The 12,955-nt window shown below is 51.1% G+C and carries 13 protein-coding genes; 11 read left to right on the forward strand and 2 right to left on the reverse strand.

Annotation, left to right across the window (positions count from 1 at the left end; translation table 11 throughout):
- Nucleotides 1-86: 86 nt before the first annotated feature.
- Nucleotides 87-530: a MarR family winged helix-turn-helix transcriptional regulator gene (locus AC0YNV_RS07595; protein WP_475767133.1), complete on the reverse strand. Its 444-nt coding sequence runs from the start codon at nucleotides 528-530 to the stop codon at nucleotides 87-89.
- A gap of 388 nt (nucleotides 531-918) precedes the next feature.
- Between AC0YNV_RS07595 and AC0YNV_RS07600 the strand changes: the two genes are divergently transcribed.
- The 11 genes from AC0YNV_RS07600 (at nucleotide 919) to rpmJ (ending at nucleotide 12,018) form a co-directional block, all read left to right on the forward strand.
- The gene (locus AC0YNV_RS07600) at nucleotides 919-2,736 is read left to right on the forward strand and encodes a cache domain-containing sensor histidine kinase (RefSeq protein ID WP_475767134.1); all 1,818 of its coding nucleotides are present in this window, start codon (nucleotides 919-921) and stop codon (nucleotides 2,734-2,736) included.
- A complete protein-coding gene (locus AC0YNV_RS07605) occupies nucleotides 2,733-4,004 on the forward strand; it encodes an ABC transporter substrate-binding protein (RefSeq protein ID WP_475767136.1) in 1,272 nt (423 codons plus the stop codon). The genes AC0YNV_RS07600 and AC0YNV_RS07605 overlap by 4 nt, the downstream gene beginning before the upstream one ends.
- A 37-nt stretch (nucleotides 4,005-4,041) precedes the next feature.
- Nucleotides 4,042-5,223, forward strand: a complete 1,182-nt coding sequence (locus AC0YNV_RS07610; RefSeq protein ID WP_475767138.1) for a response regulator — start codon at nucleotides 4,042-4,044, stop codon at nucleotides 5,221-5,223.
- A 106-nt stretch (nucleotides 5,224-5,329) separates the two neighbouring features.
- Nucleotides 5,330-6,652, forward strand: coding sequence for an ABC transporter substrate-binding protein (locus tag AC0YNV_RS07615; protein ID WP_475767140.1), 1,323 nt, complete (start codon nucleotides 5,330-5,332; stop codon nucleotides 6,650-6,652).
- Between the two features lie 143 nt (nucleotides 6,653-6,795).
- Complete coding sequence (locus AC0YNV_RS07620; protein WP_475767342.1) at nucleotides 6,796-7,641, forward strand: carbohydrate ABC transporter permease; 846 nt, start codon at nucleotides 6,796-6,798, stop codon at nucleotides 7,639-7,641.
- A 41-nt stretch (nucleotides 7,642-7,682) separates the two neighbouring features.
- Complete coding sequence (locus tag AC0YNV_RS07625; RefSeq protein ID WP_475767344.1) at nucleotides 7,683-8,528, forward strand: carbohydrate ABC transporter permease; 846 nt, start codon at nucleotides 7,683-7,685, stop codon at nucleotides 8,526-8,528.
- 251 nt (nucleotides 8,529-8,779) lie between these two features.
- A complete protein-coding gene (locus AC0YNV_RS07630; protein WP_475767141.1) occupies nucleotides 8,780-9,622 on the forward strand; it encodes an SDR family oxidoreductase in 843 nt (280 codons plus the stop codon).
- A 318-nt stretch (nucleotides 9,623-9,940) separates the two neighbouring features.
- Nucleotides 9,941-10,684, forward strand: a complete 744-nt coding sequence (locus AC0YNV_RS07635; protein ID WP_475767142.1) for an SDR family oxidoreductase — start codon at nucleotides 9,941-9,943, stop codon at nucleotides 10,682-10,684.
- Between the two features lie 38 nt (nucleotides 10,685-10,722).
- The gene (locus AC0YNV_RS07640) at nucleotides 10,723-11,199 is read left to right on the forward strand and encodes a DinB family protein (protein WP_475767144.1); all 477 of its coding nucleotides are present in this window, start codon (nucleotides 10,723-10,725) and stop codon (nucleotides 11,197-11,199) included.
- 72 nt (nucleotides 11,200-11,271) lie between these two features.
- Entirely contained in the window at nucleotides 11,272-11,823 is a 552-nt protein-coding gene (locus AC0YNV_RS07645; protein WP_475767145.1) for a flavodoxin family protein, read from the forward strand.
- Between the two features lie 81 nt (nucleotides 11,824-11,904).
- Nucleotides 11,905-12,018, forward strand: coding sequence for a 50S ribosomal protein L36 (gene rpmJ / locus AC0YNV_RS07650; protein WP_210040079.1), 114 nt, complete (start codon nucleotides 11,905-11,907; stop codon nucleotides 12,016-12,018).
- A gap of 226 nt (nucleotides 12,019-12,244) precedes the next feature.
- On the opposite strand, the gene wrbA is transcribed toward rpmJ, so the two are convergent.
- A complete protein-coding gene (gene wrbA, locus AC0YNV_RS07655; protein WP_210040078.1) occupies nucleotides 12,245-12,859 on the reverse strand; it encodes an NAD(P)H:quinone oxidoreductase in 615 nt (204 codons plus the stop codon).
- Between the last annotated feature and the right edge of the window lie 96 nt (nucleotides 12,860-12,955).

A 12,955-nucleotide genomic window follows, 5' to 3' on the forward strand; every position in this document is an offset into this window, starting at 1 on the left:
ATTTTTCACGCACCGCTTGAGCCATAACTTCTTGTCCAAATCAAAAGGGGATTCCGCTCAAATTCGGCGGGCAGTGCGAGCTGCGTCTAAAACAACTTTTTCAGCAGCCCTTTTAACTGCTTCTGTTCTTCTATGGTGAGCTTGCTGCCAACATTCCGGGTGATCGTCTGCTCATAAACAGGCCATACCTGCGATATCACATCATGACCCTCGGATGTTAAACTGACAAAAATTCGTCTCCTGTTGGAGGGGTCGAATTCTCTTTTGATCCGGCCCGCTTGCTCCAGCGCATTTAATAAATTACTTATATTGGCCCGTGTAACAGCAAGATCGTCGCTTAATTCGGAAGGGAGCATCGCTCTTCCTCCAGACTTCAGCGCCACCAGCAAGCACCATCGGCCGAGCGTCAGCTCGAAGCTCCCCAGCTGCTCCTCCAGCTGTTTGACCAGATAGTGATTGGTCTTATAGAGAGTCAAAAAAACATCAACCGACATAATCGGCTGTTCAAATGGATCCCATTTCCCGTTCATATAACCTCCCCGCAGCCTGTCGCACCAAGCGGATTTTCCAATTTGCCGTGAAGCGGACTCGCATTGTCCCGCTTGCCGCTCAATAGTTAATTGTTTAACTATTAGCTATTTAACAATAATACTTTACCTGTTCCCTGTCAAGCTGCCTGCATTGTCGGTGCAGCTGCGGTGCGGCTCGTGGATTCAAATCGCCGCCCCGGGTGGAGAGTGGACAGCTGCAATAAGCGAAAGGACAGTTAAATAACATCAGAAAAGGATTTATTATGGAAAGGTGGAATCTTTTTATGTTAACTTTATTTTTGAAAGGAGGGTTATCGTGCCTGAGTATGGAGACTCACAGAAATTTCATTTGTGTCGGAATTTGTAACGGAAGGGAATGTGATCCGCGATGCTTCGCCGTCCTTTGCCAATATTCGTGCAGCTGCTTGCCGGGATTTTCCTCATTTCCGTTCTTGTAATCGCTCTCACGAATATTCTGAATTACCGCCTGACCTCCCAGGTGATGCTTAACCGGATGGCGGATTACACCCAGCAATCAGTCGAGCAGCTCTCGGATAAAATCGATGTGCTGCTGGCTCAGTATGATCAGTTATCGCAGCTTGTCGTGTTTGACGACCGTGTCCAGCAAACATTGAACGAAGAAGGAAGCGAGAAGCGCGTTGCGGAAGATCCGATCGAATTCAGCAGGTACATTGGCCAGAAAACGCGGCATATTGCAAATGGCATGCTGATTCATCTGTTTGACAGAAGCGGTCATGGATACTCCTCAACGGATTCGCTGCAGCTGTTCTGGCGCGAATATGACGAAGCATCTTCTGTAACATGGTACAGCAAGATGGCCCGCATGGACGGTAAAATGCTGTGGGTGTACGGTCCCGCATGGAGGGACGGTGAAATCCCGGCCATCATCGGGGCGCGCAAAATCAAGTATACGAAAGATCTTCATATCATCGGCGACGAATTCCTCGTTTTTCCTGTCGATAAATTGAACCGGATGATCGGGCAGACCGTTCAACCGATCGAGCGTAAGGTACAGGTGATGGATCCGCTCGGAAACATCGTCTATTCTACGCAATCGAGCGAAATAGGTACGGCTGCCGATACCGGTCTGTTCGCCAAATTCGCCGACGGAGGACCGCTGTTCTTCGATTGGACTACCCGGGAAGAAGGCGAGCAGATGTATGTAACCTACGCAAAATCCGCCTATACGGGCTGGACAACGATTGCTTATTTCCGGAAAGAAGCGGTGTACAGCGACACCTCGCAAATCTGGATTCACGCCCTGCTGACCATCGCCGCAGGCACGGCTGTCGCCCTTATTCTGGTCGCTTATTTCACATGGACGCTCACCAAGCCTATCCGCTACCTCGCGCTCGGGATGAACAGAATCGGCAGGCAGGCGGTCCATCCGGTGAAGATGCGGTTTACCAGCAGGGAGATATCGCTTTTATATGCCAATTACAACCAGATGGTCAACCAGCTGAAGACGCTGATCGAACGGTTGTCGGAACAGCAAATCAGCGTGCAGCGGGCTCAGCTCGTCGCGCTAAAAGCGCAGTTCCGTCCGCATTTTCTGTATAATTCGCTGAATTTGATCTATTGGACTATCGAGGACGGACGCGCCGAGGAAGCTCAGGAGATGACGCTTGCCTTAAGCGATTTGCTTCGTTACAGCATTCATCCCACGTCGGATATGGTCATGCTCAGGGATGATCTGGATCAGCTGGAGCGGTACCTGTTCCTGCAGCGTTCCCGTTATGGGAGGGTCCTGCAGGTGAGCGTGGAGGTCGAAGAAGGACTCGAGGAGCAGCGGGTGCTCCGCCTCATGCTCCAGCCGCTTGTCGAGAATGCGATCAGGCACGGGCTCGAACAGAAGGAGCAGGGCGACTGGCGCATTCGCGTCTGCATTTGCCGAAAAGGCGACCGATTGCTTTGTGCGGTGGAAGACAACGGTACGGGATTGGATGCGGATGCCATGAAGAGGCTGGAAATACGGGTTCGTCAGAATCAGATGCCCGAGGGAAAAGAGGGCGGCATCGGCCTTTCCAATCTGCACAGCCAGCTTCAATCCTTCTTCGGGGAGCCTTACGGTTTAAGGCTTTTTGCCAGTCCGCTTGGCGGGCTTGGAGTCATTCTGTCGCTCCCCCTTGACAAGGCAAAGCCGGCATCGGTGTGGAGCGATTTGCTTGGAGGTGACGGCCGTTGAGCAGACATGGGTTCATTCTGCCTTTTCTGATGACGGCGTTCATGATCGTCGTGTGTTCCTGTATGCCGCAAACATCCCTGCCGACCATCAAAGCGCATCCGGACAAGACCACAATCCGCATATGGCTTTGGCAGGGCAGCGGCCTGGAGTCACTGATTCAAGCCTATAAGGACAGTCATCAGGGGATCGATGTGGAGATTGTCACTTCCCAATACGACGACATTCAACCGAACCTGATGATCGCCTTCGCAACCCGGTCCGATTCGCCCGATCTCGTCCTTCTGGATTCGTCGCAAATTAATCAAATGAAGAATTTCCCCGCATATTTCCATAACTTATATGAGTACGGCGATGAGCATGTCCACTACCTGGATTGGAAGTGGAGGCAGGCGGAGAGTGATGACGGCAGCTTTTTGTTTGCGCTTCCGGCCGACATCGGTCCTGTCGCTCTTGCCTACCGCTTTGATTTGTTTGCAGCCGCAGGCTTGCCCGCAGGCCGCACGGAAATTACAGCCATGCTTGGCAGCTGGGACGATCTGGAGCGGCTTGGGATCGCGCTCAAAGAGAAGTCGGGCATCCCGCTGTTCGACAATTTGACCAATATTTATCTTTCCTATTTGAATCAATACGTACAGCCGCATTCAGATAAATCCGGAAATGAATCCGTTGCCCGGTTCAAGGAAGCGTGGGACCGGACGATCCGGTTCCATACGCTCGGTTTGAGCGCGGGGCTGCAATCCCAGACGCAAGCCTGGGCAAGCGGAGCGGTGAATGGACGGTTCGCCGCCGTTCTGGGACCATCCTGGGTGCATGGACTGATGAAGAAGAATGCGCCTGCGACTGCCGGCAAATGGGATTTGGCGCGGCCTCCCGGCGAACCATCCAACTGGGACGGGACATTCATAGCCGTGCCCGCCGCAAGCCGTTACCCGCAAGAGGCGTATGAACTTGCCCGGTGGCTGACTGCCCCGCCACGGCAGCTCGATAATTTTATCCAGAACGGGAACTTTCCATCAACCCCGGAATCCTATGCATCCTCCGAGTTCATCGGGATTCACGATCCTTTTTTTAACAACGCGCCGACCGGCCAGATCTATTCCTATACCGCACTGCGTTATAAGGGCGGGTTTGAGGATGCGGATATGACCATTACGGACCGGCTCATCCGCGATGCGCTGCAGCGAGTGGAGACTGAAGGAGCAGACCCGGATCTTATGTGGGAATCGGTCATGGAGGAGATTGGCAGCGGAACGGGCAGCAGCAATTAGATGGATAAAATATACCTTTACAGCGGGAGAGATGGCCGTGTTTACGATATTGGTTGTTGACGATGAACCGAATGTGCGGATACCCGTGTGCAGGATGCTGTCGCAGCTCGCAGGCGTGGACAACGTCCTGGAAGCAGGCGATGGGGAGGAAGCGCTGAAGCTGCTGGATCAGCATGAAGTGCAGCTGATCATTACCGACATCCGCATGCCAAGGATGGACGGACTGGAGCTGGCAGGGAGGGTGAAGGACCGGTTCCCGAATTCTCAATTGTATATATTAACCGGTCATGCGGAATTCGACTACGCCCTGAAGGCGATGGAGCATCAGGTTGCGGGGTATTTGCTCAAGCCGCTGTCCAAGCAGAAGCTGCTGGACGTGTTCGATGCTGCGTATGCGAAATACCGCGAGCGCTATCATGTCCATCAGGTGGATACGATCCGCAGCAGTGCGCTGCTCGAGAAGCGCATCCACGACCTGCTTCATGACCTGCCTCTGCCCAAATTCGACGAGAACCTGATTCCACCCTTTGAGCAGATATCGCTCGTTTCCTTCTCGACCAGGGATCTTCAATCGCTGGGCGAACCGTCCGTCCGGTATTTCATCAGGAACAGCGCATACGAAGCGTTCGGCAAGCTGGGCGTGCCGGTGGTCTGCCTTGAGGAACGTTTGATTACCATTGTACTGTTCACGGCCCGATTCGACCGGGCGTTATGGGAGGAGCTGGTGAACGAGACGGTGCTGTGGATTCAGGAAAAGCTGCGCATTCCGATCAAGACAGGATATGGCGGTCACAGCTGCGACATCGGAGATATCGGCATGATGTATGTCCGCTGCGTGGTTAACCTGGGATTTACCGAGCTGTCGAGGCGCGGGGCAAGTGAACGGCTGGCTCCCATTGTCCGAAGCTTGATTGCCTATATTCACAAGGAATATGCAGGCAGCGCGCAGCTTGCCGATTTCGCCCAGACGCATCAGGTCAATGCCAATTACTTAAGCAATCTATTTCATCAGGAGACTGGCATGACCTATTCCCAGTATTTGACTCATCACCGCCTGATGCAGGCGAAACGGCTTCTCCGCGAAAGCAATCTTAAAATATACGAGGTATGCGAACAGGCGGGATACCGGGACCCTGCGTATTTCAGCCGCATTTTTAAAATGGCGGAGGGCATGTCGCCGAACGATTACCGTCTGTGTGCATCACTTTCCCAACATTAGTACCAGAAAACGAAGATTACTCATCTATCCCCGGAATGGGGCTGACCGTACACTATATGTAAGGGCTTACTTTAGGCGGTCCTACCAGAAGAAGGGAGAATTAGTGATGAAGGGAACAAGGTATTTCAAAACACTCTTGTTGATTGTACTACCGCTGATGCTGGTACTCAGCGCTTGCGGAGGAAGCGGTGACAGCGTCAACAATGGAACAGACGCTTCATCGGGCAGCACAGGAGGCGACAGCAGCAAGAAGGTCAAGCTGCAGATGTGGTTTTGGCAGGGGGCATCCTTTGAGAAAATCATTCCGGAATTCAACAAGCTGCATCCGGATATTGAAATCGTCCCGCAGATTTACAAATGGGAAGACGCGCACAAGAAGCTTCTGACCGCAATGTCCGCCGACTCGGGAGGCCCGGATATCGCAATGATCGATATCTCGCAGCTGGACCAGTTTCTGAAATATCCCGACAAGTTCTATGACTTGAACGAGTTCGGCGCATCCGATCTGAAGGATGAATACCTCGAGTGGAAATGGAACCAGTCGATCGTCGGTGACAAGCAGCTCGGCTTGCCTACGGACATCGGTCCTATGGTACTGTACTATCGGGCGGATCTGTTCGAAAAAGCGGGACTGCCTTCCGCTCCGGAAGATGTCTCCGCGAAGATCACGAACTGGGATGAATTCCTTGAGGCGGGAAGAACGCTGAAGGAAAAGACGGGCGTAGACATGCTGTCCAACCCGTATGAGCTGTACGGCGCGATCCGCGATCAGGGCGATGAGCTGTATTTTGATAAAGACGACAATATGATTATCGATCAAAATCCGCAGATCAAGAAGGCACTGGAGTATTACATCAAAGCCCGCGATATGGGCATTGCCGGCACTTATGACCAGAAGAACGCCCTGCAGGAATATTCCGCAGCGCTTAATTCGGGGAAAATCGCCACCTATATTTCGGCGGCTTGGGGACGCGGACATGTCGAGACGCGAGCGCCCGATACGAAAGGCAACTGGCGTGCCGCGAAAATTCCGGAAGGAACCGGCAACATGGGAGGCTCGTTCCTGCTCATTCCCAAGCAGAGTAAATATGCCGAGCAAGCTTACGAGGCCATAAAATGGATGCTTTCCCCTGAGCAGCAGCTGGAAGTGGCCAAAATCTCCGGAAACTTCCCTTCAACGCCTTCGGTCTACGGCGATAAGACGTTTACCGAGCAGGGCTTCGATTTCTGGGGCGGGCAGAAGCTTGGCGTATTGTTTGCAGAAGTCTCGAAAGATGTGAAGGTGCAGCGTAAAGGACCGAATTATCAAACGGTGGAAGATATCATCAACGACGGGATGCAGGCGGTCACGGTCGGCAAGTCCGAGGATCCCGAGAAAGAATTCTGGGCGCTCGTCGAGAAAGCCAAGACAAAGCTCAAGAACAAATAAGGTTATCCATTCCCCCGAAAGCGGCGGTAAGCTCCTGCTTGTTCTTCCATAGCAGCCGCTTTTGGGGGAATCCCTGAAAAAGATAGTAGGGTTAAGGAGGTGGGGACGTGAAAGGATTCAGATCATATTTGGCTTCCTATCTGATGATTTCACCGTTCTTTATTCTATTTCTCATATTCGGCCTGTTCCCGATCCTGTTCTCGCTTTATCTCTCGTTCCATGCATGGGACGGGCTTGGCACGATGGAGTATGTGGGCTTTCGGAATTTCAAAAATCTGCTGTCCGACGATCCCGACTTCTGGAAGTCGGTCGGGAATACGTTTGTCATCTGGTTTCTTTCTACGCTGCCGCAGCTGTTCCTTGCGCTGGTGTCCGCATTCCTGCTCAATGCGGCTTTCATGCGGTTTAAAGACTTCTTCCGCGCCGTATTTTTCCTGCCGAATATTACGTCTATCGTTGCCGTTGCGATTATCTTTGGTTCTTTTTTCGGCACGCAATTCGGCCTGATCAATGGACTGCTCGGCATCATGGGGATTCCGAAAATCGATTGGATCAACGATACATTCTGGGTGAAAGTCGCGATTGCCCTGATGGTCATCTGGCGCTGGACGGGCTATAACGCAATCATCTATCTGGCCGGTCTGCAGGCGGTGCCAAACGATCTGTACGAAGCGGCAACAATCGACGGCGCAAGCCGCACACAGCAGTTTTTCCGGATAACGCTGCCGCTCCTGAAGCCGATCATCCTGTTCACCGTCATCCTGTCGACCATCGGCGGCATGCAGCTGTTCACCGAGCCGGCGATTCTGGTCGGCAATACCGGCGGAGCGACGAAGGGAGGGCTGACGCTGGTGCTGTATCTGTATAACCAGGCGTTCGGCAACCAGTTGTTCGGCTACTCGTCGGCAATCGCATGGGTGCTGTTCCTCCTGATCGGCATCTTCTCCTTCCTGAACTGGAAATTCATTTCGAGGGGAGAGAGCATGTGATGGATGCAAAAGCTCCGGCTGCAACCACTCTGCCGAAAACCATGATGTCCGCCAAGACGGGAAGGAGATTCAGCTTTGGTCTGATCGGCATCTACACAGGCATGTTCCTGGGTGCCATTCTGTCGCTGTTTCCGTTCTATTGGCTGATTGTCATGTCCACGGCAACAACGTCTGATATGTTCCGGTTCCCGCCGAGACTGCTGCCAAGCGATCAGCTCCTGGTAAATATTCAGAAAGTGCTGGATAACGTCGGTTTCTTCCAGTCGTTCGCCAACAGCCTGATTGTAGCGGTTTCCCATACGCTGCTTGTCTTGTTCTTCTGCTCCATGGCGGGCTTTGTTTTCGCGAAATTCGAATTCCCCGGGAAGGGCATCCTGTTCCTGTTTCTGCTTATGACAATGATGATCCCGCAGCAGCTCGGCCTTATCCCGCAGTTCATCATCATGCAGAAGCTGGGCTGGATCAACGAATTGAAGGCGCTCATTATTCCGGGTGTGGCTAATGCGTTCGGCATCTTCTGGATGAGGCAGTATACGCATTCCGTCATCCACGATGAGCTGATCAACGCAGGACGGATCGACGGATGCCGGACATTTGACTTGTATTGGCGCGTGGCGCTGCCAATCCTCCGGCCGGCGCTTGCCACCTTGGGGATCATTACGTTTCTGGGATCGTGGAACGACTATCTGTGGCCGCTTGTCGTCATATCGGTTCAGGACAAATTTACGATCCAGATGCTCATCGCCTCCATGAACGGCGTGTACAGTACCGATTATTCCATGGTAATGGCCGCCACACTGATGGCGACGGTGCCGTTGATCATCGTTTTCTCCCTCTTCAGCCGCCAATTCATCGCAGGTTTGATGCAGGGCTCGGTCAAGGATTAATCATCTTAAGGAATCAATCATGCGAAGGATGGACCTTAATACAATCGTGCAAACAGGCTGCCTGTTTTTACCGGGCAGCCTGTTTGAGCACGCGCTGAACTCTGACGGCATTGCGGACGGGGAGTACCATATAGTGGATTCTTTCTGGTAAATCGGGTCGTACTATTGACTAAATGGTTAGATCAGTTTATATTATTACTAACCAGTTAGTTATTATAATGGCTGAACCCAAAGAGAGAAGGAATGAACCAATGACACAACGGACCTGGCTGATTACCGGCGTAACTAGCGGCTTCGGCCGCCACATGACCGAGCAGCTTCTTGCCCGCGGCGACCGTGTCGCCGGCACCGTCCGCAGGATGGATGTCATGAACGATCTCAAAGCCAAATACGGCGACCTCCTGTGGCTCGCCCATCTCGATGTAACCGATACGCCAGCTATCCATCAGGCTGTGAACCAGGCATTCGCCGAACTCGGCAAGATCGACGTTGTGGTCAACAATGCCGGTTATGGACTCTTCGGCGCGGCTGAGGAGCTAACGGATGAGGAAATCCTCCACCATCTGAACACCAACCTGATCGGCTCGATCCAGGTGGTCCGCGCCGCACTTCCATATTTGCGCGCGCAAGGCGGGGGCCGCATTATCCAGCTCTCTACCTATGGCGGCCAGGCGACCAATCCAGGCGCGTCCCTGTATCACGCAAGCAAGTGGGGAATCGAAGGCTTCATCGAATCAACGATGAAGGATGTTGCACCCTTCAATATCGGTGTCACCATCGTCGAGCCTGGCGGTGCGCGCACGGAGTTCAGATACGGCAGCGCCAGGATCGGTACGAAAATCGATGCCTATGACGCAAGCCCTGCCAGCATGACCCGGCGATTCATTGAGGGCTCCACGGATCTTCCGATTGGCGATCCTGCCAAGATGGCCAAGATCATGATCGACAGCGTCGATCAGAATCCGGCTCCGGAGCGGATCGTGCTCGGCAGCGACTCTTACAATGCGATTCACAAGGCGCTTACCGAACGGCTCGCGGCTCTGGAAGCGCAGAGAGATCTCGCACTCTCGACAGACTTCCCCGTGGACCATTGACGGGAAGCGGTGGACTCATCCCAAAATCCGGTCTGATGCCCTTCGATGGACAGCAGACAACTTATCCATGGCGTTACGCTTACAGAGGAAGGATGTACAAGTCAACATGGCTTGTGCATCCTTCTTTGCCGTTCCTTCCAAGGCTCCTTGCCGCTAATAGGGCGGGCCTCTCATGCTTATGCATAAAATTTTTCACTCCCATCCATGCTAACTACTCACAGCCTTTTTTGCTATTCGGATAATATGACATACAGTCGTCATATTATGAATTGTATAGTATGTATGTAATCACAAAACAGGTACGAGGAGAGACAGCTAATGGAAAACGTAAAGTCAAAGGTCATCATTATAACGGGAGCATCCAGCGGGATCGGACAAGCTGCGGCGGAGTTATTGGCTAAATACGGTGCAAAGATCGTATTGGCAGCGAGAAGAGAGGAGCGTTTGCAGAAGATCGTAAGCGATATTGAAAAAAATGGCGGAGAGGCTGTATATTTAGCAACCAATGTGGCTTCTTCGGAAGACATGCAGGAACTGGCCCGATTTGCATTAAAGCAATATGGACGCATCGATGTGCTTGTCAATAATGCCGGAATTATGCCTCTTTCTCAGTTGAATGAATTAAAGGTCCACGAATGGGACCAAATGATCGATGTCAATATCAAAGGCGTTTTATACGGGATTGCCGCCGTTCTGCCAGCTATGAGGGAACAAAAATCAGGCCATATCATCAACATTTCATCCGTTGCCGGTTATCATGTATCCCCAACCTCTGCTGTGTACAGCAGCACAAAATTTGCGGTCAGAGCCATTACGGAAGGGCTGCGCCAGGAAGAATCGCCGGCATCCAATATCCGCACCACGATTGTCTCTCCCGGTTTTACGGATACGGAGCTGACCCATGCGATCAGCAGCCCAGAAATTAAAGCCATGGTGAGCCAAATGAGCGACATTGCGATTTCTCCCGACAGTATAGCAAGAGCGATTGCCTTTGCGATTAATGAACCGGCCGATACCGGAGTGAATGAAATTGTCATCAGACCGACCGCGCAGCCATCTTAATCGGTCGCCTTTGAGATGCAAAGCTATGTGAAACAAGAATGGGGGCGGTTTTTATTCCTGAACATCATGATATATTAAGCTTTAAAGCTTTTACTTCCTGGATTGCTGGATTAAACAAATTGGATGACGATTTATGGACAAAACCGATTTCGGAAGGAAAATGGTCGGTTAGCGAAATTGTTTCGCATATTCTGAATTGGGATTACCATATAATCTCGCAGATTCTTCCCGCCGTGAGAAAAGGGACAAACATCACATTTCCAGATATTGAGACCTATAATCAAAAAGCATCCCAGTATGCCAAATCGGGAATCACACAATCGGCCTTGATCGATGAAGTCATTCGAACCAGAGAACATCTTGTCGCCCAGCTATTGGAGATGCCCGATGATTTATATCATGCGCACTTGAACTATTCTCTTGCATTCCTTATTCAGGAATTTGTTTTACACGACGATCAACATAAAGAACAGATCGAATCATTTGTAAATCGAGAAGAAAGGGTGATAAAATGACAGAACAAGAGGATGTTCGCCAATGCCATAAGGCCTAGTAAGGCTATTTTAGATGCAGGAGGATAACGATCAATGGGAATTGCTGTTCTTCTCGGAAGCTCTCGCAAAAGCGGAAATACCGACAGATTGGCAAGTCAGCTGGTAGAAGGTTTGGATGCGGTTAAATTATATTTGTCCGACTATAACATCCAACCGATTAACGATTATCGTCATTCCGAGAGGGAATCGTTTCCGGACGATGATTACCTTATGTTAATGGAACAGGTTTTGAAACAGGACATTATTGTGTTTGCGACTCCTGTCTACTGGTATGGAATGTCAGGAGTCATGAAAACATTTGTTGACCGCTGGTCCCAATCGCTGCTGGAGAACAGAGCGGGTTTCAGATCTGCTTTATCCACCAAAAAGGCCTTTGTTATCGCAATTGGGGACGATGAACCTCATTTGAAAGGACTGCCGTTAATCCAGCAATTCCAATATATTTTTGATTTTGCCGGCATAACGTTTGCGGGTCATCTGCTTGGTAAGGGAAACAGACCGGATGACATTCTGCACGATGCGGCAGCTCTTATTGCTCTCGAGGAATTACGGGGAAAACTGAACCATTATCTCGCAGGTGCATAAAACGCAATGCCGATTGGAAAGCATGAGGATGCCGGGTTCTCCCGGACAATTGCGAATGGTTGAAGTTGGGAGGTAACTACAATGAAAGTCAGACCCTCGGTTAAGCCTATTTGTGAAAAATGCAGAGTTATTCGCCGCGATGGCGAGGTTATGGTCATTTGTGAAAATCCAAAGCATAAACAGAAGCAAGGGTAATGTTCCTGGTCATTTGCTCACATATGCAGAACCAAATCAGGCTGCAAGAAAGTCCTTGAGGATCAAGCGCTTCTTCACAATGATGACCAGTTCCGATTATAGGAGCTGGTCATTTTTTTTGTTCAAACGAATGAATCCGATGGCACTCTTCTGACCTTCATGCATAATTGGAAGAAATTAGTTTAAACCTATTTATACACATCGGATAACAAACGGTTATGGGATGTTAGGCCTGGAATCCTTTCTTTAGCGCCGAAGCGATCGTCACGACCCGTTTGGCTTGATGAATGACAGCGGCTTTGGCATCTTCGACAATTTTTCCTTGCTGGTCGACCGTCACACTTGTACCATAGGGATTACCTCCTGCATCAAACAGGGATTGATTCGTATAACCAGGCGCTACGACGATGGCTCCCCAATGATACATTGTCGTATACAGAGCGAGTATGGTAGCTTCCTGACCGCCATGCGGGTTTTGTGCGGAGGTCATCGCGCTTACTACCTTGTTGACTATTTTTCCTTGAAACCAAATGCCGCCTGTGGAGTCCAAAAATTGTTTCATCTGTGCCGCAATATTTCCGAAACGTGTGGGGGTGCTGAAAATTATGGCATCTGCTGCCACGATATCATCCGGAGATACAGTGGGGACATCCTTGGTCGCTTCGACATGCGCTTTCCAATCCGGGTTAGCGTCAATCTCTGATTGGGGCGCAAATTCCGGTACCTTGAAAAGCTTGACGTCTGCCCCCGCAAGCTTCCCTCCTTCTGCAGCCCACTGCGCGAGTTGATAGTTCGTACCCGTAGAGCTGTAGTAGACAACCGCCAGATGTACATGTGCCATACCTTTTATTTGCCCCTTCCAGACCATATTCGTTGTATCTTCATCTTCTCAAGGTTTAGATGCCATCCCCTATTATTCGCGCCGGACCGCACAAAT

The organism is Paenibacillus sp. JT31N11, assembly GCF_056269285.1.

What these genes read in the sequence shown, in the direction of transcription:
- AC0YNV_RS07595 (WP_475767133.1), bottom strand. Translation starts at nt 530, where the DNA reads ATGAACGGGAAATGGGATCCATTTGAACAGCCGATTATGTCGGTTGAT.
- AC0YNV_RS07600 (WP_475767134.1), top strand. Translation starts at nt 919, where the DNA reads ATGCTTCGCCGTCCTTTGCCAATATTCGTGCAGCTGCTTGCCGGGATT.
- AC0YNV_RS07615 (WP_475767140.1), top strand. Translation starts at nt 5,330, where the DNA reads ATGAAGGGAACAAGGTATTTCAAAACACTCTTGTTGATTGTACTACCG.
- AC0YNV_RS07620 (WP_475767342.1), top strand. Translation starts at nt 6,796, where the DNA reads ATGATTTCACCGTTCTTTATTCTATTTCTCATATTCGGCCTGTTCCCG.
- AC0YNV_RS07625 (WP_475767344.1), top strand. Translation starts at nt 7,683, where the DNA reads ATGATGTCCGCCAAGACGGGAAGGAGATTCAGCTTTGGTCTGATCGGC.
- AC0YNV_RS07630 (WP_475767141.1), top strand. Translation starts at nt 8,780, where the DNA reads ATGACACAACGGACCTGGCTGATTACCGGCGTAACTAGCGGCTTCGGC.
- AC0YNV_RS07635 (WP_475767142.1), top strand. Translation starts at nt 9,941, where the DNA reads ATGGAAAACGTAAAGTCAAAGGTCATCATTATAACGGGAGCATCCAGC.
- AC0YNV_RS07640 (WP_475767144.1), top strand. Translation starts at nt 10,723, where the DNA reads ATGGGGGCGGTTTTTATTCCTGAACATCATGATATATTAAGCTTTAAA.
- AC0YNV_RS07645 (WP_475767145.1), top strand. Translation starts at nt 11,272, where the DNA reads ATGGGAATTGCTGTTCTTCTCGGAAGCTCTCGCAAAAGCGGAAATACC.
- rpmJ (WP_210040079.1), top strand. Translation starts at nt 11,905, where the DNA reads ATGAAAGTCAGACCCTCGGTTAAGCCTATTTGTGAAAAATGCAGAGTT.
- wrbA (WP_210040078.1), bottom strand. Translation starts at nt 12,859, where the DNA reads ATGGCACATGTACATCTGGCGGTTGTCTACTACAGCTCTACGGGTACG.